Source organism: Geodermatophilus sp. SYSU D00703, assembly GCF_054050155.1.
In genome coordinates this window covers 179,952-199,861 of record NZ_JBJGYU010000003.1, presented here as the reverse complement: position 1 = coordinate 199,861, position 19,910 = coordinate 179,952, and the positions used below count along the sequence as shown (strand labels likewise).

At 72.0% G+C, this 19,910-nt stretch carries 20 protein-coding genes and 1 tRNA gene; 11 read left to right on the top strand and 10 right to left on the bottom strand.

What is annotated here, in order from left to right; genetic code table 11:
• Positions 1-286: 286 nt before the first annotated feature.
• Positions 287-553 carry a hypothetical protein gene (locus tag ACI782_RS06050; RefSeq protein WP_456907116.1) on the bottom strand — a complete coding sequence of 89 codons (267 nt, stop codon included), beginning with the start codon at positions 551-553 and terminating at the stop codon, positions 287-289.
• A gap of 146 nt (positions 554-699) precedes the next feature.
• Between ACI782_RS06050 and ACI782_RS06045 the strand changes: the two genes are divergently transcribed.
• The 4 genes from ACI782_RS06045 (at position 700) to ACI782_RS06030 (ending at position 3,205) form a co-directional block, all read left to right on the top strand.
• Positions 700-906, top strand: a complete 207-nt coding sequence (locus ACI782_RS06045) for a DUF5703 family protein (protein ID WP_135140221.1) — start codon at positions 700-702, stop codon at positions 904-906.
• Positions 907-959: 53 nt separating this feature from the next.
• Complete coding sequence (locus tag ACI782_RS06040) at positions 960-1,703, top strand: IclR family transcriptional regulator (RefSeq protein WP_456907113.1); 744 nt, start codon at positions 960-962, stop codon at positions 1,701-1,703.
• 108 nt (positions 1,704-1,811) lie between these two features.
• Positions 1,812-2,198, top strand: coding sequence for a metal-sulfur cluster assembly factor (locus ACI782_RS06035; protein WP_456907111.1), 387 nt, complete (start codon positions 1,812-1,814; stop codon positions 2,196-2,198).
• Positions 2,195-3,205: an amidohydrolase family protein gene (locus ACI782_RS06030; RefSeq protein WP_456907109.1), complete on the top strand. Its 1,011-nt coding sequence runs from the start codon at positions 2,195-2,197 to the stop codon at positions 3,203-3,205. The genes ACI782_RS06035 and ACI782_RS06030 overlap by 4 nt, the downstream gene beginning before the upstream one ends.
• A 68-nt stretch (positions 3,206-3,273) precedes the next feature.
• Here the strand turns inward: ACI782_RS06030 and ACI782_RS06025 are convergent, their stop codons facing one another.
• Positions 3,274-4,230 carry an NADPH:quinone oxidoreductase family protein gene (locus tag ACI782_RS06025; protein ID WP_456907107.1) on the bottom strand — a complete coding sequence of 319 codons (957 nt, stop codon included), beginning with the start codon at positions 4,228-4,230 and terminating at the stop codon, positions 3,274-3,276.
• Between the two features lie 131 nt (positions 4,231-4,361).
• Between ACI782_RS06025 and ACI782_RS06020 the strand changes: the two genes are divergently transcribed.
• Positions 4,362-4,922: a class I SAM-dependent methyltransferase gene (locus tag ACI782_RS06020; protein WP_456907105.1), complete on the top strand. Its 561-nt coding sequence runs from the start codon at positions 4,362-4,364 to the stop codon at positions 4,920-4,922.
• A gap of 70 nt (positions 4,923-4,992) precedes the next feature.
• Here the strand turns inward: ACI782_RS06020 and ACI782_RS06015 are convergent, their stop codons facing one another.
• The 3 genes from ACI782_RS06015 to ACI782_RS06005 form a co-directional block, all read right to left on the bottom strand.
• Positions 4,993-6,231 carry a low temperature requirement protein A gene (locus tag ACI782_RS06015; RefSeq protein ID WP_456907103.1) on the bottom strand — a complete coding sequence of 413 codons (1,239 nt, stop codon included), beginning with the start codon at positions 6,229-6,231 and terminating at the stop codon, positions 4,993-4,995.
• A gap of 41 nt (positions 6,232-6,272) precedes the next feature.
• Positions 6,273-7,076 carry an SDR family oxidoreductase gene (locus tag ACI782_RS06010; RefSeq protein ID WP_456907101.1) on the bottom strand — a complete coding sequence of 268 codons (804 nt, stop codon included), beginning with the start codon at positions 7,074-7,076 and terminating at the stop codon, positions 6,273-6,275.
• A gap of 183 nt (positions 7,077-7,259) precedes the next feature.
• Positions 7,260-8,591, bottom strand: coding sequence for a M20/M25/M40 family metallo-hydrolase (locus ACI782_RS06005; RefSeq protein ID WP_456907099.1), 1,332 nt, complete (start codon positions 8,589-8,591; stop codon positions 7,260-7,262).
• Positions 8,592-8,677: 86 nt separating this feature from the next.
• Between ACI782_RS06005 and ACI782_RS06000 the strand changes: the two genes are divergently transcribed.
• Positions 8,678-8,761, top strand: a tRNA-Leu gene (locus ACI782_RS06000).
• A gap of 89 nt (positions 8,762-8,850) precedes the next feature.
• On the opposite strand, the gene ACI782_RS05995 is transcribed toward ACI782_RS06000, so the two are convergent.
• The 3 genes from ACI782_RS05995 to ACI782_RS05985 form a co-directional block, all read right to left on the bottom strand.
• Complete coding sequence (locus tag ACI782_RS05995) at positions 8,851-9,282, bottom strand: tyrosine-type recombinase/integrase (protein ID WP_456907344.1); 432 nt, start codon at positions 9,280-9,282, stop codon at positions 8,851-8,853.
• The gene (locus ACI782_RS05990; protein ID WP_456907097.1) at positions 9,282-9,428 is read right to left on the bottom strand and encodes a hypothetical protein; all 147 of its coding nucleotides are present in this window, start codon (positions 9,426-9,428) and stop codon (positions 9,282-9,284) included. The genes ACI782_RS05995 and ACI782_RS05990 overlap by 1 nt, the downstream gene beginning before the upstream one ends.
• 823 nt (positions 9,429-10,251) lie before the next feature.
• Positions 10,252-10,677, bottom strand: a complete 426-nt coding sequence (locus ACI782_RS05985; RefSeq protein WP_456907095.1) for a hypothetical protein — start codon at positions 10,675-10,677, stop codon at positions 10,252-10,254.
• 1,386 nt (positions 10,678-12,063) lie between these two features.
• Between ACI782_RS05985 and ACI782_RS05980 the strand changes: the two genes are divergently transcribed.
• From ACI782_RS05980 to ACI782_RS05960, 5 genes are all read left to right on the top strand, one after another.
• On the top strand, positions 12,064-12,861 hold the full coding sequence (locus tag ACI782_RS05980) for a MerR family transcriptional regulator (RefSeq protein ID WP_456907093.1): 798 nt from the start codon (positions 12,064-12,066) through the stop codon (positions 12,859-12,861).
• A 1,219-nt stretch (positions 12,862-14,080) separates the two neighbouring features.
• A complete protein-coding gene (locus ACI782_RS05975; RefSeq protein WP_456907091.1) occupies positions 14,081-14,851 on the top strand; it encodes a hypothetical protein in 771 nt (256 codons plus the stop codon).
• 32 nt (positions 14,852-14,883) lie between these two features.
• Complete coding sequence (locus ACI782_RS05970; RefSeq protein ID WP_456907089.1) at positions 14,884-15,090, top strand: hypothetical protein; 207 nt, start codon at positions 14,884-14,886, stop codon at positions 15,088-15,090.
• Positions 15,091-15,267: 177 nt separating this feature from the next.
• Positions 15,268-15,627 carry a type II toxin-antitoxin system RelE/ParE family toxin gene (locus ACI782_RS05965; protein ID WP_456907087.1) on the top strand — a complete coding sequence of 120 codons (360 nt, stop codon included), beginning with the start codon at positions 15,268-15,270 and terminating at the stop codon, positions 15,625-15,627.
• A 1-nt stretch (position 15,628) separates the two neighbouring features.
• Complete coding sequence (locus tag ACI782_RS05960; RefSeq protein WP_456907085.1) at positions 15,629-15,946, top strand: helix-turn-helix domain-containing protein; 318 nt, start codon at positions 15,629-15,631, stop codon at positions 15,944-15,946.
• Between the two features lie 98 nt (positions 15,947-16,044).
• Here ACI782_RS05960 and ACI782_RS05955 read toward each other — a convergent pair whose 3' ends face one another.
• Both ACI782_RS05955 and ACI782_RS05950 read right to left on the bottom strand, forming a co-directional pair.
• Positions 16,045-16,563 (bottom strand): hypothetical protein, encoded by a 519-nt coding sequence (locus tag ACI782_RS05955; protein WP_456907083.1) that lies wholly within the window; start codon positions 16,561-16,563, stop codon positions 16,045-16,047.
• A 486-nt stretch (positions 16,564-17,049) separates the two neighbouring features.
• Positions 17,050-19,245: an FUSC family protein gene (locus ACI782_RS05950; protein ID WP_456907081.1), complete on the bottom strand. Its 2,196-nt coding sequence runs from the start codon at positions 19,243-19,245 to the stop codon at positions 17,050-17,052.
• Between the last annotated feature and the right edge of the window lie 665 nt (positions 19,246-19,910).

Here is a 19,910-nt window from a genome sequence, read left to right as displayed (position 1 = left end):
GTGCTGCGACCTTTCGGCCCTGTGCGCGGCGGCCCGCCCTCCGGTGCGATGAGGACCGTGTCCGCGCCCGCCCTGCCGGCCCCCGGACGGACCGGGAGCCTCACCACCCCGCCCGTGCCCGGCCCCGCGCCGATCCCGCCGCCCCTGCCGGGGCCGCCCCCGCCGGCGCCCGAGCCGTCCCCGCTCCCCGTGCCGGAGCCCGGGCCGACGCCGGTGCCGCCGCCGGAGCCGGTGCCCCCGCCCGAGCCGCTGCCGCCGCCGCTCGCCGCGGCGGGGTGAGATCAGGTCAGAGCGGGCCCTCGTCGTCGTCGACCGGGACGTCGGCCTCCTGCTCGAGCACGTCGGCGTCGTCGGCCTCCCGGTCCCCGACCGCCCGCAGCGGGCTGCCCGACTCGCCGGGCCGGGCGGCGAGCTGCTGCTCGAGGGCATCGGCCTCGGGGACGTCCGCACCGGGAGGTGTCGCGTCCCCGGCGAGCGACACGGCGGGCGGGTCCAGCAGCGCCTCCTGCTCCGCGCGGTCGGCGTCGGGCACGTCGGTGCCGGGTTCCGTCACGGCGACTCCTCCCTGTCATGGGCAGCCTGCGGCCGCTGCCCATCCTGCCGTCCGGTGCCGATCCCGGCAGTCCCGGGTACGCGCCGGGCGGCGGGGAGATGACGACCACGTGACCGGGAGGCGTCGGGCGGGGCACAATCGGCCAGGTGGAGGCGGTCGCCGGGGAGTACGAGTTCGCGCCGCTGCGGATCCCACCGGGCACGTCCCGATCCGCAGCGGCGACCATGCTGAGCCTGCAGGCGGACACGGGGGGCTGGGAACTCGCCCGGCTCCAACTGCACGCCGACGGAACGCGGAAGGCCATCCTGCGCCGACGAGCGCGGCTGTCCTACCTGCCGAAACCGCACATCTAGACGCCGGCGCGCCCGCGCGCCATCGTGTTGCCCTCACCGCGAGGGGGCGGGCCATGAGCGGAGAACCGACGCTCATCCGGTCGGTGCAGCGGGCGCTGCGGCTGCTGGAGGTGGTGGCCGAGCGGAACGGGCACGCCCGGGCCAAGGAGATCGCCCGCGCGGCCGGGCTCCCCCTCGCCACCACCTACCACCTGCTGCGCACCTGCACCCACGAGGGCTGGCTCCAGCGGCTGGACGACGGCAGCTACGTGCTCGGGCACCGCATCGACCTGGTCCGCCAGCACGGGACGGCGGCCCGGTGCCTGGCCCACGCCCGGCCGGCTCTGGAGTGGCTGCGCGACGAGCTGGCCGGCGCGGTCTACCTGGCCCGCTGGGCGGATGGCGAGATCGTGGTCTCCGACATCGTCGACAGCCCCCGCGCACCGCGGATCGACCTGTGGGTCGGGATCCACGACGCGGGGCACGCCACCGCGATCGGCAAGTGCGTATTGGGCCAGCTGACCGCCGCGGACCGCGAGGACTACCTGGCCCGGCACCCCCTCCACGACCTGACCCCGCGCACCGTGGTCGACCGCCGGCGGCTGCGGCTCCCTCCGCCGGGCGGGATCGCGCGCGACGACGGCGAGTACGCCGTGGGCGTCAGCTGCGTGGCCGCCGCCGTGGACGCCGACGGGATCGGCGCCGTCGGCGTGGTGGTCCGGCCCTCGGCCCTGGGCCGGCCCGCGGTGGACCGGACGCTGCTCGGCGGCGCCCGCCGGGTGTCCCGCGCGTTCACCCTCGGCCGCGCCGCCGGCTGAGGCGCGGATCGCCGTCCGAGTCGCCGTCCCGGAGCCCGGCGGGCCGCGAGTCGCCATCTGAAATCCCGGCCCTGCCCGCCGGGCGCGGCCGGTCCCACGATGACCGGCATGACGCCTCTCCCGGTGCCCGCGTGGGCGGTCGCCGCGCTGTCGGACGTCTACGACCCGTGCTGCCGCGAGAAGGGCATCTCGGTGGTCGACATGGGGCTGCTGCGCTCGGTCACCCGGGACGGCGACCACGTGCGCGTCGAGCTGCTGCTCACCTCCGGCTGGTGCCCCTTCGCGGTGCGCGTGCTCACCGACGTCGAGGAGGCCGTCCGTCGGCAGCCGGGGGTCGGCACCTGCGAGGTCGAGGTCGTCTGGGACGAGGCGTGGACGACCGACCGGCTCTCGGCGTCCGCCCGGGCGAAGCTGCGCTTCCTGCCCGACCCCGTCGCCGTCGGAGACCGCGACGCCTACGTCTCGTCCCAGCGTGCTGAGGAGGTCCGACCGTGATCGGCGACGCGTTCGTCTTCGACGGGGTGGCGCACCCGTTCAACTTCACCGCGAAGAACGCCTACGGCGCACCCGGGCAGATGTTCGCCAACCACCTCTACGCCTTCCACGCGACGCTCACCCCGGACAGCGAGCCGAAGCTGTCGGCCGACGAGTTCCTCAAGGACTGGACGTCGACCGACATCCGGCAGATGGTCTACGACGAGTCCGACACCGACATGCTCGTGGCGATGCCGCTGCCGCTGACCGACATGTTCCGCGACGGGCTCTCCCCCTGGGAGGAGTGCGCCGAGCTGGCGCAGCGCGACCCCGACCGGACGGTGTTCTGGGGATCGGTCAACCCGCTGGAGGGCCGGCGGGCGCTGGACCTGATGGAGCGCCAGGTCGGCGAGTTCGGGGCGAAGGCGTTCAAGTTCTACAACGTCCGCTACGACTACGGCTCGCCGTTCCCGTGGCGGATGGACGACCCGCAGGTGGCCTTCCCCGTCTTCGAGAAGGCCCAGGAGCTCGGCGTCCGCCTCATCGGGGTGCACAAGGGCGTGCCGCTGGGGCCGCAGCCGGTCGAGGCGACGCAGACCTGGGACATGGACGGCGCCGCGGCGGCGTTCCCCGACATCGACTTCGTGATCTTCCACGTCGGGCTGCCGTTCATCGACGAGACGTGCTGGCAGCTGATCCGCTGGCCCAACCTCTACGCGTCGCTGGCCGCGACGATCAACTTCGTGGTGCGGGCGCCGCGGATGTTCGCCGAGATCCTCGGCAAGCTGCTGTTCTGGTGCGGCGAGGACAAGATCGTCTACGGCTCGGAGGCGCCGATCTTCCACCCGCAGTGGGCGCTGCGCGCGTTCATGGACTTCTCCATCCCGCAGGACCTCTGCGACGGCTACGGCTACCCGCAGCTGACCGACGTCGCCAAGCGCAAGATCCTCGGCGAGAACCTGCTGCGCCTGCACGGCCTCGACGTCGAGGCCACGACGGCCCGCCTCGGCCGGCCGCAGGCGCACTGAGCCCGGGACGGCGGCCATCCCACCCCCCTCGCGCCGCCGTCCCGGCTCAGGGGCGGGCACGACCTCGCTCAGGGGACGAGCACGACCTTGCCGACGGTGCTGCGGTCGGCCAGCTTGGCCAGCGCCCGGGGGGCCTGGTCGAGCGGCAGCACCTCGCTGACCAGCGGGTCGACCTGCCCCGTCCGCACCAGCTCGGTGAGCGCCTCGTGGGTGCGGGCGATCACCGCGGGGTCCTTGGTCCGGTACAGGCCCCAGTGCAGGCCGACGACGCTGTAGTTCTTGACCAGCGCGTGGTTGGCCGGCGCCTCGGGGATGCGCCCGCTGGTGAAGCCGACCACGACCAGCCGGCCCTCGAAGGCGATGCACCTGCGGGAGCGGTCGAACACGTCCCCGCCGACCGGGTCGTAGACCACGTCGGCGCCGTGCCCGCCGGTGACCTCCTTGACCACCGGGACGAAGTCCTCGGCCGTGTAGTCGACGACGTGGTCGGCGCCGAGCTCGCGGCAGACCTCCACCTTGCGCGCGCCGCCGGCCGTGGCGATGACCCGGGCGCCGGCGGCCTTGCCCAGCTGGATGGCGGCCGACCCGACCCCGCCCGCGCCGGCGTGCACGAGCAGCCACTCCCCCGGCTGCAGGTGCGCGCGGCGGTGCAGGCCGACGTGCCCGGTCTGGTAGGTCAGGTAGAGCGCGGCGGCCTTCTCGTCGGGCATCCCGTCGGGCACCGGCCAGGCGCTGTCGGCGTCCATCAGCGCGTACTCGGCGAACGCGCCCGGCCCGCCGGAGGGCCCGCCGAGCACCCGCTGACCGGTCTCCACGACCTCGCCGCACAGCTCGATGCCGGGCGTGTAGGGCAGCGGGGGGCGCTCCTGGTAGCCGCCCTGTGCCATCAGGACGTCGGGGAAGTTCAGCGCCGCGGCGCGCACCCGCACCAGCAGCTGCCCCTCGCCGGGGGTGGGGCGGTCGACCTCGTCGAGGCTCATGACCTCGGAGGGGTCGCCGAGTTCGTGGACCTGCCATGCGCGCACACCGGCACCTTGCCAGACCGGCCGGGACCGCGGTCACCGGACTCGACCCCTTCGGCGTGCCGGGCGCCGCGGGGCGTGACAGGGTGCCCACGACGCGGCCCGCTCCCCCGGGCCCGCCCCCGGGAGGACAGATGATCGAGCACCTCACCGACCGGCTGCGGTTCCTGCGGGCCTTCCTGGCCCACCCGCGGCAGGTGGGCGCCGTCCTGCCGACGTCGCGGGCCGCCGTGCGGGACATGCTCGACCTCGCCGACGTCCCCGCCGCCGACGTGGTGGTCGAGCTGGGGGCCGGTACCGGCGTCCAGACCGGGGAGATCCTGGCCCGGCTCGGACCGGACGCCCGGCTGCTCTCGTTCGAGATCGACCCGGACCTCGCCCGGCTGCTCGAGGAGCGCTTCGACGACCCGCGGCTGCAGGTCGTGTGCGGCTCGGCCGAGGAGGTCGACGTCCACCTCGGCGGCAAGCGGGCCGACGTCGTCGTCTCGGCGCTGCCCTACACGTCGATGGCGCTGCCGCTGCGGACGCGGGTGCTGGACCTGCTGCCGGCCGTGCTCGCCACGGGCGGCACGGTGCTGGTCATCCAGTACTCGCCGCTCATGCTCGGCGAGCTGCGCCGCCGCTTCCCGTCGGTGCGCCGGCGGATCTCCCCCTGGAACGTGCCGCCGGCCTTCCTCTTCGCCTGCCGGCTCTGATCCACACCGCCTGCCGGCCCTGATCCACACCGCCGGCCGGCTCGGGTCCACCGACGGCGCCGGACGCCGGTCACAGCCGGGCGAACACGCGCTCCCCGTGGCGGTAGCCGACGGTCTCGTAGCCCACCACGGTCACCCACGGCGCCAGCGCGAGCACGGCCAGGCACCACACCATCGGCACGCCGGCCGCTGCCATGCCGATGGAGGCGGCGACCGGCACCGCGGTCCCGACCAGCAGGAGGAGGTGGAACGGGTCGAAGACGCGGCCGAGCTGGTACTGCAGGGCGTAGATGGACGCGATGTAGACGGCGACGGGGACGGCGACCGTGAGCACGGTCCCGGCGGTCGACAGGACGCTGTGGTGCTCGAGCAGGTAGGCACCGGCGTGCAGCCCGGCGCCCACGGCCACCAGCGCGCCGAACAGCACGATGTGCCCGTACCCCCAGCCGAACCCCCGTTCGGGGTGCCGCGCCAGGATCGGCCCGCTCGGCAGGACGAAGTAGATCCACCACATCCCGAACGTCAGCGCCGTGCCGGCGACACCCAGGACGACGACGTCGACCGACCAGCCCGGCCCCGCCGGACCGATCACCGCGGTGATGGCGACGGCCGTGCCCAGCAGCCCCTCCCCCAGCGCGATGATCACCAGCAGCCCGTAGCGCTCGGCGATGTGGTGCGGGTGCCACGGCGTGCCCCCCTTGCGCCGCTCGGCGAGCACCGGCCCGGCGGTCTCCACCAGCAGCAGGACGGCGATCCAGGCGAAGGTGACCGGCACGGAGGTCTGCGCGATGAGCAGCGCCACCCACCCGGCCTGGGCGACGAGCAGCGTCTTGACGTACTCGAGGCAGGCGGCGCGCCGGGGCGGGTCCTGGCGGGCGGCCCGCAGCCACTGGAAGACCAGCGCCGCGCGCATGACGACGTAGCCCGCCACCATCACCGCGTTGTTGACGGTGTCGCCCTCGACGAGGGAGTCGAACATGGCCGGGAGGCCCAGGGCGAAGACGAGCACACCCACCATCTGGACCATCGTCGCCAGGCGGAAGACCCAGTCGTCGGTGTCGTAGGCCGAGGCGAACCAGGAGAAGTTGATCCACGCCCAGGCGATGCCGAAGGTGGCGAAGGAGAAACCGAGCAGGCCGGCGCCGACGTGCCCCTCGGCGAGCAGGTGCGCCAGCTCGTTCCCGGCCGCGCCGAAGGCGATGACGAACGTCAGGTCGAACAGCAGCTCCAGGGGCGTCGCCGTGCGGTGTCCCTCGGCCGGGTCGCGGCCGCCCATGCGGGTCCGGTGGTGACTCCGGTACTCGACCATGCCGCAGTCTGGCGCTCCCGCCCGGCGAGGACCATCCCCGTTCAGCGCATGGACGGCGGCCGCAGCGCCTCCGGGACGACGGCGGTCTCGCCGGTCGCGGTCTTCGCGCTGGGCACGCCCTTGAACGCGTACGGCACGGCGCCGACACCCGGCTGGACGACGTAGGCCGCGCCCGGCTCGCCCGAAGCCCAGGCGGCGAGCATCGCGTCGGCGACCTCGCCGGCGGAGAGCACCGGGAAGCCGGCCCGCTCGAACTCCTCGCGGATCGGGTCGATGATCGCGGTGTCGGCGAACCCCGGGCAGATCGCGCTGATCCGGATCCCGTGCGCGGCCAGGCGCGGGGCCATGGACCGGACGAAGGCGACCGCCCCGCCCTTGGCGACGCTGTAGCCGGGGTCGGTGGCCATCGGGGAGAGCCCGGCCAGCGAGGCGGTGACCACGATCGCGCCGCCGCCGGCCCGCTGCAGCGCCGGGATCGCGGCCTCGGCGCCGTAGACGACGCCGAACAGGTCGACGTCCACCACGCGCAGGAAGCCGTCGACGTCGAGCAGCCGGTCGGAGTCGAACCCGGCGATGCCGGCGTTGAGGAACACCGCGTCCAGCCGGCCGTGCTCGGCCTCGACCTGCTGGACGACGGCGCGGTTGGCCGCGCGGTCGGTGACGTCGAGCGGCACGAACGCGCAGTCCAGGTCGGTGGCCGCGGCGCGCGCCCGCTCGCTGTCGAGGTCGGTGAGGACGACGGTGACGCTCCGCTCGCGCAGCCGGCCGGCGAGGGCGCGGCCGAAGCCGCCGGTGCCTCCGGTGATCAGCGCGACGGAACCGGGGCCGGGAGTGGTGTCGGTCACGTCCGCATCCCACCACGCGGCGCGGAGGACGTCCTCCCGCCTCCCCACCCGCGCCGCCCTCCCGCCGCGATCATGGAGCCCGGGTGGCGACACGCCGTCGTCTCCCGGGGTGTCGCCACCCCGGCGCCATGATCGTCGCGGCGCCGGCCGGGCGAGCCGGGCGACCTCCGCGGGGGACGGCGCTCAGGCGGCGCGGAGGAACCGGTCGAGCACGCGGATGCCGAAGCGCAGCGACTCGGCCGGCACCCGCTCGTCGATGCCGTGGAACAGCGAGGCGAAGTCCAGGTCCGGGGGCAGCCGCAGCGGGGAGAAGCCGAAGCAGCGCATGCCGAGGCGCTCGAAGCTCTTGGCGTCGGTGCCGCCACTCATCGTGAACGGCACCGGCCGCGCGCCGTCGTCCTCCGCCTTGAGCGCGGCGACCATCTGATCGACCAGCGGGCCGTCGAACGTCGTCTCGACGGCCTGGTCGTGGACGATCCAGTCGCGCTGGATGACGCCCTCGCCGATCAGGGCGGCGAGCTGGCGCTCGAACTCCTCCTCCTGCCCGTAGAGGAAGCGACCGTCCACGGTGGCGCCGGCGGTGCCGGGGATGACGTTGGCCTTGTAACCGGCGTCGACCATCGTCGGGTTGACCGTGTTGCGCAGGGCCGCGCCGATCATCCGGCTGATGCTGCCCAGGCGGGCGAGGGCCTGCTCGGGCTCGTCGGGGTCGATCTCGATGCCGTAGGCGTCCTCGACGGCGGCGAGGAACTGGCGCATCGGCGGGGTGAGCACGGTCGGGAAGCGGTGCGCGCCGAGCCGCGCGACGGCCGCGCAGAGGCGGGTGACGGCGTTGTCGTCGTGGACGAACGAGCCGTGGCCGGGCCGGCCGCCGGCGGTCAGGCGCATCCAGGCCAGGCCCTTCTCCGCGGTCTGCACGAGGTAGAGGCGCAGGTCGTCCCGGACGGTGATGCTGAACCCGCCGACCTCGCTGATCGCCTCGGTGCAGCCCTCGAACAGGTCGGGGTGCTCCTCGACCAGGAACCGGGCGCCCAGCCGGCCGCCGGCCTCCTCGTCGGCGACGTAGGCCAGCACGACGTCCCGCGGGGGCTTCGTGCCGGTGCGCGCCCAGTCCCGGACCAGCGCCAGGACCATCGCGTCCATGTCCTTCATGTCGACCGCACCGCGGCCCCAGACGTAGCCGTCGCGCTGCTCGCCGGAGAACGGGTGCACGCTCCACTCGGCGGGGTCGGCGGGGACGACGTCGAGGTGGCCGTGGACGAGCAGCGCGGGCCGCTCCCGGTCCTCCCCCGGGATGCGGGCCACCAGGCTGGCGCGGCCGGGCTCCGACTCGTGGATGACGCTGCCGATGCCGACCTCGTCGAGCTTGCCGGCGACCCACTCGGCCGCCCTCCGCTCGCCCTTGCCGGTGGCGGTGTCGCCGGTGTTGGTCGTGTCGATGCGGATGAGCTCGGACAGCAGTTCGGCGACCTCGGCCTGGGCTCGCGCGAGGGGGGCGGCGGTGGGGTCCGACATGCTGGTGATCGTGCCACCGGGGGTGTGCCGACCTCTGTCGAGCCTCGGTTATGCTGACTCCGGTCGCCCGCGAGGGCGGCTCACCTGTCCGGGTGGCGGAATGGCAGACGCGCTAGCTTGAGGTGCTAGTGCCCGTATAGGGCGTGGGGGTTCAAGTCCCCCCTCGGACACAGCCTCACCCGGTGTTCCTGCAGGTTAGGAGCCCGGGGTGTTTCTCTGTGGAGGCCTCAGAGGCCCTCGTCATACTTCGCTCGCCGGATCAGCGCTCGAGCAGCGCCACGAAACGGTCCGCCGCCTCGCGGCCCGTGCCGGGGTGCACGTGCTGGTAGACGGTGAGCGTGATCGCGGCGTTGGCGTGACCGAGGCGCTCCGAGACGACCTCGACCGGCACGCCGTCGGCGAGCAGCAGGGTGGCGGGGGTGTGGTGGAGGTCGTGCAGCCGGATCGCCGGCAGGCACTCCTCCCTCAACGCCTTGCGCGCCTGGACGAGCTGGCCGGAGAAGCGGCGGGAGAACCGTTCGGGGTGCCGGTGGGTGCCGTCGAAGTTGCTGAGCACCAGCGCCAGCGCCGAGTCCCGCACGAGGTCGAGTGCCAGCAGTCCACGAGCTGCCCGGTAGGCACGGAGTGCGGCCACCGTGCCCCAGTCCAGGTCCACGACCCGGGACCGGCCCGTCTTGGTCGGGCCCTCGATCAGCTGCTCGCCGGCGCCCTTGTCTTCACCACGCCGACGCTGCGGCGGACGGCAAGTCGGGCGGCGTCCAGGTCGACGGCGCGCCAGCGCAGGGCCAGCGCCTCGCCGCGGCGCATCCTGGTGGCCGCGAGCAGCCGCCAGCCCATGGCGAGGTCACGGTCCTCGGCGTCGGCCCAGCCGAGGAACCGGCCGAGCTCGGCCGCGGTCCACGCCTGGATCTCCGGAGGGCGCCTCGGACGGGCTGGGTGGGGTCGACCGGTCGGTCGGGTTGACGGCGAGCCGTCCCTGCTCGACCGCATCGCCCAGCGCCGACCGCAGGATGGTGTAGACATACCGCACGGTGCGGGCCGAGAGGCCACCTTGACCGTCAGCTCGGCCGGAGGCCTCCAGCTTGCGCATCCAGGCGTCCACCGCCGGGCCGGTGAGCCGCGCGACCGGCTGCGCACGGAGGTACGGATCGACGTGCAGCCGGATGTTCTTCCGGTATGACGCCAGCGTGGCCGGGCTGAGCCGCTGCCCTTGGATCCACTCGGCGCGGTAGGCGTCGAGGCGTTGCTTCGACGGGCCGGACCCACTCCCCCACTTCGGCTTGCGGATCTCCGTCGAGACGCGTCCTTGCCCCTGCCTGCAGCACGGGTGGCGGCGAGTTGGTGGTTCGGGTCCTGACGTCGCGGACCGGGGTCCGGTCGAGGCGTCTCGCGCCGAGTCGGGGTCTGATGGCACTGGACGAAGGTTTCCAGGCCCGGTAGGCGGGGCCCGGGTCGGTTTCAATCATCTCGTCGAGCGAGTAGGTCGGGTATGCGGCGACGGTCGCGGTGGAGCCTGCGATCACAACTTGGGGGGCCTTCCCGTCCAGTCGATCCACCTGTTGTGGACCTGCCCGCGGGGATGCGGCCGCGTAGTCGACGCGCCACGACCGTTGAGCGCGGGCGGTAGACGAATAGCGAGGCGCTCAGCTGGACGTTCCGGTCAGCGACGCTCCTCCAGCCAAGCCATTGCGTCATCGCTAACGAGTTGCTGATAACCGTCGAACAACCGCTCCACCTGAGTGCTGTACCAAACACCGGCGTCCACCAGTTGCATGGCCAGCATGTCCAAGGCCAGCGTGGAGGTGTCCCCCGCCGTGATCGCCGTGTCAGCCATCGCCAATGAGACCTGTACTCTGTCCAGCCCGCTGCGGTCGAGACGCTTGGCGACTGCGGAGAATCCGCGGGCTGACTGGTCCAGCTCCACGCTTAAAGAGTAAATGGTGCCGCGAATTGTGATAAGTGCCTGGAAGAGCTCCTGCCGCAGATCACGCGTCTCCGGCTCAGCGACAGACGACGTCTGTCCGACCTGGAACAACGCCTCCTGCAGACTGAGCGTGTAGCCGCACTCATCGGCGAGTGTCTGCATGCGGAGTCCAAGTTGCTGAAGCGTTTGCTCAAGCCTGGCTCCTCGCGTACCGGAGTAGATCGATCTGTAGGTGTACCTGGATAAGGCCCCGGCGAGTGTGAGGACTACGTCGGCGATTGTGACAACTAAGGTCGCCTTGGCGGCGACCCGACCGGCGACCCGCAAGAGGCTACTCACTCGCGACGCGCCAGCGGCGGCCGCCGCTTCCCCACCTGCAGCCACGGACCCAGTCCGAGCCCCCGCCGAGGCACCCTTCCTTCGCGGCCACCACTCAGACAGCTGTCGGCCAGCATTCAGTGCCGCCTGAGCGAGCCGTTCCTCCTTTAGGTCGTCCTGGTTATCGTCTCCACACCGGTCGGGCATCAAGTCAAGGACGCAGAAGGTGGTTCCGTCCGGTGTCGCACCCGTCGGGCCCTCCCCTTTACGTGGACCTCGGGTTGCTCCTTCAGGAGGCGGTGCCATGCGTCGTGAGCATCCGGCGACATGACCACGAGGTTCGGTGCCACGATCACTTCGCCCGACGGCCCGTATTCCCCGGCAGCCTGTTCGTCGTTCCCCCAACCTCCAAGCATGAGCGGCACCTTGTGGTGAATCGGCCAACCACTCGGCCTGTCGCAGTTGAACGGCGGCCCCGAAATGATCCGGTCGTAGCGGGCGATCTCTGGCCGCGACGGGTCGTACAACCCAGATCCTCGCTTAATCAGCAGCGGCTCCGTCGGCAGGTTGAACTCAGGCCGCTCGGACCCCGGATCACCGATCGACGGATGCCAGTTCGCCGTTGGCCACCGAATAGGCACGGCGCCGGGGTGCTCCTGCTCACAACACTCCTCACCGCCTTGCCCCGCCACAGCGACCTGACGCTGCACTGGTACCGCACCGGTTTGCTCCTCGGACGGGCAGTCGCATGCCACTGGCCCGCACCGCTGTACAACACCGCACACGGCGTTGTTTCCGATGAGACGCTGAAGATCGAGCAGTTGCTGAGCTGCGCTGACGGAGCACGTGGACCGCTCTCGGACCGGATGCGCACCCTCCTTTCGGACGGCCGACGGTGTCTCCCCTTGCCGCTGGTACGCGCGCACCCCTCAAATAGTGGGTGCACATGCAAAGACGTCCAGATGATGACGGTGGTTTGCCTAAAAGTCCGCGAGTTGTGCCCTATCGGACCCGACCGACGGCCGTCGACGACCACGGCGGGGGGCGTGAAGGCGGAGAGGGCCGCGTCGACGTCGCGGGCCTCGTGCGCGGCGAGGCACCGAGGATCTGAACCGGGAGCGGGTCGGGCTGGATGCCGGTCGGTGTAGTCATGCCCCCACGGTGCGGGCTCTACGCGCGAGAGGGTCAAGCGGTCGACTCTCCCCTAGGGGGAGGGTGCATCGTGGGGACGTGCTGGCGATCGGTGAGTTCTGCCGGCTGACCCACCTCAGCGTGCGCACCCTGCGCCGCTACCACGACGCCGGGCTGCTCGAGCCCGCGACCGTGGACGCCGCGAGCGGCTTCCGGTTCTACAGCGCGGACCAGATCCCGACCGCGCAGGTCATCCACCGCCTGCGCGAGCTCGACGTCCCGCTGTCCGACGTCCAGCGCATCCTGCGCTCCGTAGACCCGGGCGCCCGTGCCGCCCTGGTCTCCGACCATCTGCAGCGGCTGGAGGCCGAGCTCGATCGGACCCGCGCGGCGGTCGCGTCGCTGCGCCGGCTGCTGCGGCCGGAGCCGGCCCCGCTCGACGTCGAGCTGCGTGCGGTGCCCGCCACCACGGTGGCCGCGGTCGAGGACGACGTGGCGCACGACCACGTCCTCGACTGGCACGCCGGAGCCATGGCCGAGCTGGACGCCGTGGTCAGGGAGCCGACCGGTGTCTCGGGAGGGCTGTACGACAACGCGCTGTTCGAGACCGGCCGCGGGCACGTGCTCGTGTACCGGCCGACGGCCGATCCCCCGCGCACCGGCCGGGTGCGCCCGGTGACCCTGCCCGCCGTCGAGCTGGCCGTGACGAGCCACGTCGGCGCGCACGACGACATCGAAGTCACCTATGGCGAGCTCGGTGCCTGGGTCGTGGCCAACGCGCTGGCCGTTGCCGGGCCCGTGCGGGAGCACTACCTGGGAGGTCCGAGGGACACGGCGGAACCGGGTGCCTGGCGCACGGAGATCGGCTGCCCCGTCTTCCGGGTGGCCGCGCGCTGAGCAGGCGGGGACAGCGGTGGGCCGGACCAAAATCCTTCTGAGTTCAGGATGATCTCCTCCTGCGTCGCACCAGAGGCAGTCACTGATAGCGGGCTCCCGGCTCCTGACCATCGGCTGCCCGTCCTCGCGAGCTTCAAGAGCTCTGGCACGAGGGCTGTCAGTGAAGACGCCAGAGCCGTGTGCGTATGTAGCGTGTCCCCCCCTCGGACACTCGATCGCCCTGCCGTTCCTGCAGGTCGGGGGCCCCGGGGTGTCGTCATGTCACGGCCTGCTGGGCGCTCGTGATACCCGTTTGATACTTCGCGCCCCCTCGGACCGGCCGGCGAGCAGCGCGGCGAAGCGGTCCGCCACCTGGCGCCCCATGCCGGGTGGACGTGCTGGTACACGGTGAGCGTGATCATCGCGTTGGCGTGCCCCAGGCGCTCGGAGACGACCATCACCGGCACACCGTCGGCCGGCAGCAGCGTGGCGTGGATGTGCGCAGGCCGTGCAGCCGGATCACCGGCAGCCGCTCCTCCCCCGCGCCGTGCGGGCCTGGAGCTCGAGCGCGACGAACTGGTGGGAAACCGCTCGGCACCCTCGACGGTGGCCGCCGTCGAGGGTGCCGAGCAACAGGGCGGTGTCCCGGACCAGGTCCAGCGGGACCGATTCGCGGACTGCCCGGTAGGCGCGCAGCCCGGCGACGGTCCTGGCGTCCAGATCCAGGACCCCGGACTGGGCGGTCGTCGTCGCGCCCTCCGACCAGCTGCTCGCCCTTCCTCTGGTCCTTGACCACGCCGCATCCATGAATGTGTCGATGGGGATGGGCTGGCCACCGCCCCGGCCGCGCCGACTGGCGGCTGACGTCACGGAGAGCATTGCCTGATCCGGTTAGCTTTCGGGCACCGCAGGTCAGTGGTTGACATCTCGCCTGTTCAGCGGCGGATGGTCGCAACGCCTGCGGCCCCGGCCTCGCCAAGGCCACACCTTTGGGCCTCGCGCCACCACCGGAGCCGCCTTGACTTGACCGTCCAGACAACACGCCTGCGAGTTGGCCTTGCAGGTGACGCATGACCTGAGGCAGACTTCGCCTGCAGCGGAACGACAGCCCCGAGGGGGAGTCTTGTCCCAGCCGAGTGACCAGCTTGCGGCGATCGAAGCGCCGGCCACCTCCGTAACATCCATCCGGCGCGCTAGGAACCAGCGCAGCCGCGCCAGCAGAGCGCTGCCCAGCGACCGGATGAAGGTCGACGCCCAGGTGCGTGTGCTTGAGGCGTTCGCCAAGCACAGCAGCGCGCCGGACGGTCGTTTCGTCACGTCCGACGCGATCAGTTCCACCGTCAAGGACGTCAGCCACCACTCGTTCCCGCTGAGCAACGCCTTCTTCGTTGACGCCAAGTGGTTGGTCAAGCAGGGGCGCGGTGAGTACGCCGCCACGGAGGCGCTCCTCAACTACCGCCGCCGGGCCGCGCTCAATGCGGACGATCCGCGAGCCAAGCAGGCCTTGAGGGAGTCCATGACGGAGGCGTGGTTCTGGACCCCCATCAAGAACCAGTTGCAGTTCGGTGGCGCTGAAGAGGCGGACGTGCTGCACAACCTGATGCTTGAGGCCGGCGCGACCCCAGAGCACAAGAGTCAGCTAAAGAACTTGGTCGAGTGGGTCAAGTGGGTCGGACTCATTCGTGACGAGGGCGAACGCCTCGTGCTGGTCGGGGACGGTGGCGAGGCAGAGCCACGCATGGAGGACTCTGAGGACAAGGCGACTTTGGGAGAACAGGCGAGCAACGGCCGAGGCTCAGATGACCGCCGGTCGGATGCGCCGGGGGACACCGACTCCCGGCGACAGCCGCCGCTACCTGACACCACCCCTCGTGCGGTGCCGATCCTGGCCTTCGACTTCTCGTTCCAGCTGACCGCCGAGGAGTTGACCAAGCTCAGCCCGGAGCAGATACAGGCCCTGTTCGCTGCAGTGGGCAACGTGATGTCAATCCGAGCCAACGTCGCCAAGTAGTCGTCGGAGCGACGCAGGCTCAGGGAGTGCCCGTGGCGTACCTCCTCATCATCGCCATAGCGGCCCTCGTGTTCGTGGGGCTCGTGCTGTTCTCAGCCGGACGGCAGCGGTGTGAGTCCATCGAGATCAGCGCGTCCCTGCTCAAGGCATTCAGCTTCAAGGTCAGCCTGAAGCGCCACGCTGATCCTGGGCCGCCTGCGTCGCCGGCCCCATCCGTGGGCGTCCCGCCAGACCGCTGACCCGGCGACACAAGGCGTCGACTGGTCGCCGCCATCGCGAACACGATCCTGGTCCGCAACCGCGGGCCCTGGAAGGGCATCGACGACCTCGAGATCGCCGTCGCCGAGTACATCGACTGGTCCCCGAGGGAGTGTTGCGGAACGCGGGATACAACTTGGACGTTATATCCTTCCCTGGTGTGGGAGGTAGTGCTGCTCGACGAGGTCAGCGAGTGGTTCCTGGCCCTCGACGGCACGACCGCGGAACTCGTCACCGCAGCCATCGACTTGCTCGCAGCGGAGGGGCCAACGCTCGGGCGGCCGGTGGTCGACAGGGTCAAGGGCAGCTCGCAGCACAACATGAAGGAGTTGCGGCCGGGATCGGGTGGTCGCAGCGAGGTGAGGATCTTGTTCGTCTTCGACCCCGAGCGGAAGGCAGTCCTGCTGGTCGCCGGTGACAAGTCGGGCCGCTGGAAGGACTGGTACCGCACCAACATCCCGGTCGCCGAGGCACGCTATGAGCAGTGGCTGGCCGGCGACCGAGCAGAGGAGGTCTGACATGGCCAGGAACTGGAAGAACGTTCGAGCGGACGCCGTCAGCGGTGGTCTGGTGGACGAGGAGCGCGTCACGCATGCGACGAGGGCCCTGGCCGATGCGGTGCAGGCTCAGCGATTGGCCGACATCCGCAAGGCGCAGGCGCTCAATCAGCAGACGCTGGCGAAGCGGATGAAGGTTAGCCAAGCGCGGATCAGCAAGATCGAGCACGGCACGCTCACTCACACCGAAGTGGGAACACTCGAGTCCTACGTCGAAGCCTTAGGCGGCAGACTTCGCGTTGTCGCTGAGTTTGACGATCAAAGCATCGCTCTCCACTGACTTCGAAGCCGCAGCGGCCTGTAGGAACGGATGACATGGTGGCGACCGCCGGCGGAGAAGCCATCGTCACCCGCGACGTTCATGAGAGGCCATCGGGCTCAAGAGTGGCCACGCTCGACCTCTGATGGGCCAGCGGGGCCTCGTCGGGACTTGTGGTCAGGCAACAACTGCCTCTTCAACTCTTGGTGTTGCGCCTTCGCTGCCGCCATCGCCTCCCGCTGCCGCTGACCGGCGGCATCTCCAGCTCGCACGAACACGGCCATCCCGCCCCGACCACTGTTCTGGAAGCTCTTCACCGTTCGGCGGATGTCCTCCAACGCGGTGGCGACCTCATGTACTCCCTTTGTCACGACCCATTCGCGTATGGCGAAGTCTCGCCAGTCAAGCACTGACGGCGTGGCCGGCAGAGGCTTACCCTTGCCGTCCTTGTAGGTCACCAGCACTTCGTGGCGGTCAGGCAGGTCGGGAAAATCGACCCGCTCAGTACCGAGGTCCCACCAGGTCCGCCATTCCTGCCCGGGCACCAACGCGGGGATCAATGCAGGTAGGTGAACGGGCTCGGGTGCGCGCCCAGCGTGGCCGCTCCGCATCAACGTTGGCTCCACGGTCAACGTCACGTCACGAGCGACCGTCGAGCCAAAGTTCCGGATGACGATGTCAACGGATTGGTCGTGGCCAGAGGTTTCTCGGCGTAGCAGACGACGTACGGCTGAGCTTGCTCCTCTCGAAGCCTGCGGGCTTCGTGCAGTTGCCGCCATGCCACCAGACCCGCCCCGACCGCGATGAAGGCGGTCACGTTCGTGCCGAACGCCGACCAATCTTCGGGCGTCCATGCCGCCAAATCCGGCGACCAGTCCGTGTTCAACGCCTACCCCCGTCAGCTCTTCGCACTTCCTGAGGACGATGGCACGGGGCACCGACAGAATCCGAGCCATCCTGCGTGCCGGCTGGTTACCCGGACGGCGTGAAGCGTGTGGGTATGTACCGTGTCGCCCCTCGGACACTCGATCGCCCCGGTGTTCCTGTAGGTCAGGGATCCGGGGCGTTGTCGTCGGAGTACGAACGCGGACGAGCTCCCGCAGTGAACTGCCGGCTCCGGTCGGTCAACCGCGTCCGGTCGCGGTGCAGTTCCCGCCAGCGCCAGACTCGACTTCGGCCGGTGGGGGCGGGGTGAGGGCCCGGCCGACGCCGGCCAGGTCGTCAGCCGTCGTGAGCAACCAGCCCCAGGTGTCGAGCATCCGCAGCGCGTCGTCCGGGGCTGCGGCGAGCTCGTCACGGGGGACCGGGTCGACCCGCACGGCCGGACGAGCCGTGGGCAGCCGGCCGCCCCCGACGGCGGCCGCGGCCTCGCGGTAGCCGGCGGCGACGTCCGCGGCCGCGGTGCGCAGCTGCGCGGCCAGCCGCGGCCAGGGCGGCGGCGCGGTGGTGGGGTAGCGAGACCGCAGGGTCCGGGAGTAGTGGTCCATGCGGTGGACCACACCGAGCACGGTCAGCCAGTCCACCCGGGGGCCCGGCCGAGTCGGTTCGGAACGGTACTGCGCGTAGGTGTGGTCGAGCAGTGCGGCCAGCCGGCCGAGCGAGGTCGGGTGCGCCCGCCCCGCCCCGGTCAGCTGGTCGACGACCGCCACCACCTCCGCCGCACCCGCCTGCAGGCTCGCCCCGGCGGCCCGGACCAACTCCCCTCGGCCTCCGCGCGGCCACACCGCGGCGCCGATCAGGATGCCGACGAGGCCGCCGACGAGGACGTCCTCGAAGCGGACCTCGGCCAGGCGCCAGTTCGCCGGGCCGATCTGGGCGAACAGCAGGGCGACGACGACGGTGAACCCGGCCTGCCCCGCCGCCACTCCGAAGAGGGGGCCCGCCGCCAGGCCCACCACCATCAGCGCCGGCAGCGCCCAGGCATAGACCACGGTGTTCCCCCCGACGAGGAAGAGCACTCCCCCGGTGACGAGTGCGCCGACGGCGGTGCCGGCGACGGCCCGGACGAGCACCGAGCGATCGGCGACCGCGCTGGTCCGCATGAGGCTCAGCGTGGCCAGCAGCACCCAGAAACCGTGCGCGAGGTCGAGGACCCCGGCGACGGTGCGGGCGACGGCGAGGCCGAGCGCCAGCCGTACGGCGTTCTGCAGGTACACCGACCGCGGTGTCAGGTGCGTGCACAGCCGCTGCCACCACAGCCGGCCGGTGGAGGCGGTGAGGAACCAGAGGTCCTCGGGGACGTCCGCCGGATCGGGGGCGGGCGCACCGACCGCGCCGCGGACGGTCAGCACCAGGCTGCGGGCGGCCTCCGCGACGGCGACGGCGCTGACGCCGGCCCGCAGCGCCGGTGGCTCGGCGGCGCCCTCCAGCAACTGCTGCCGGCGCCGCTCGCGGTGGGCGGCGAGCGCGGCCTCGAGCCGGTCGGTCGTCGGGGGGAGCCCGGTGCCGAGCAGGGCCTCCTGTGCCTCGGTCAAGGCGCCTCCCACGGCGTCCACCAGCTGCGCGGTCGCCGGGTGGGCGTGCTGACCGCCGGAGGGAGGCCACGCGTCGGCGAGCGCGTCCAGGCGGCCGGAGACCACCCGGATCGCCGCCGCGGCCCGCACCAGGCACCGGTCGCGGACGCCGGGCCCGAGCGGCCGCTCGGCGACCGGCAACGTGCTCAACCGCAGGCCGGCCGCGGCGTCCGCGGAGGCCGCCCGCACGGCGGCCGATGCCCCCTCGCCGCCGTCCCGGAGCTCGCGGCCCAGCACTCGCGCGTAGGCCGCCACCCGCCCGGCGGCGTCGGCCACGCGGACGGCCGGGTCCGCCGGCGCCGGGGCCGGCCACAGCACCCGGTCGGCGACGGCGAGGAGCGTGATGCCCAGGCCGACCCCGAGCAGCCGCTGGTCGAGGGTGTCGGGCGCGTACGGCGGGAAGCACGGCAGCACGTAGAACAGCTGCAACCCGTTCACGACCCCGGCCACCCGCGGCCCGCCGACGCCGGCGTAGGCGACCAGGAACCCCACGGCCAGCATGCCGAGGACCGCCGTCCACGTGCTCACCGCCAGGAGGGTGCCGAGCGTCACCAGCACACCGCCGACCACGAGACTGCCGGCGTAGACCCGGGTCCGCTCGGCCGGCCGTCCCCTGACCTCGGAGATACCGCCCAGCGCGACCGCCGCGAACAACGCGTAGACGGCGGTGGTCGGATCGTCGACCAGGTACCGGCAGGCGTAGAACGCGACGCAGGAGGCCACGGTCACCCGGCCGGCCCGCCGGACCGCGGCCAGCGAAGGGTCGCGCCGCCGCAGCCAGGCCAGGGCCCGCGGAGCTCCTCCCACCGCCGGCTCGGCGGCAGAGCCGGGCCCGGTCACGGCGAGGCGCCGCCGACGCCTCGCCGTTCCTCGGCGACTCCGGCCCGGCCCGGTGCGACCATCGCGCTCTGCATGCCCGGTACCTCCGTCGAGGAAGGAACCGACGCTCCACGGCGGCGACCGGCACGTCCGCGAACTGGCGATCCCGTGCCCGCCGACCCCGACGAGTTCCGGACCGTACGCGCGGCCCACCCTCCCGGCAACGGGTCACCGACCGGCGGGCGCCGCCGACGGCGAGCCCTCGCCCGGTGGTGTCCGCCGGTAGCGGCCTCGCGGAGCGGACCGCGGCGACAGCGTCCGTGGCAGGCGAATCCGCCCCGGCCTGACGGACTGGCGGCAGGAGGCTCGGCGACGGTGGCAGCGATCGCGTATCTGCTTCCCGTCCCGGCCCAGCTCCGCTGGGATGTCCTGTAGACGGGTTCGCCGCGATGCCGGCGGAGTACCTGGTCGCGGTCGCTGCCGACCCCGCGAGCCGTGACCGCGCGTACCACGAGTGGACGGAGGTGCGGGCCATGCTCACCGTCCTGCTGACCGAGGGACGGACGGCGAGTCGCCCGAGGTCCGGTCCTCGGGCCTCTCGCCGTCTCGCCGAAGCCGCTCGTGGCGTCGTCCGGTGAGCGCTCGAAAGCAGA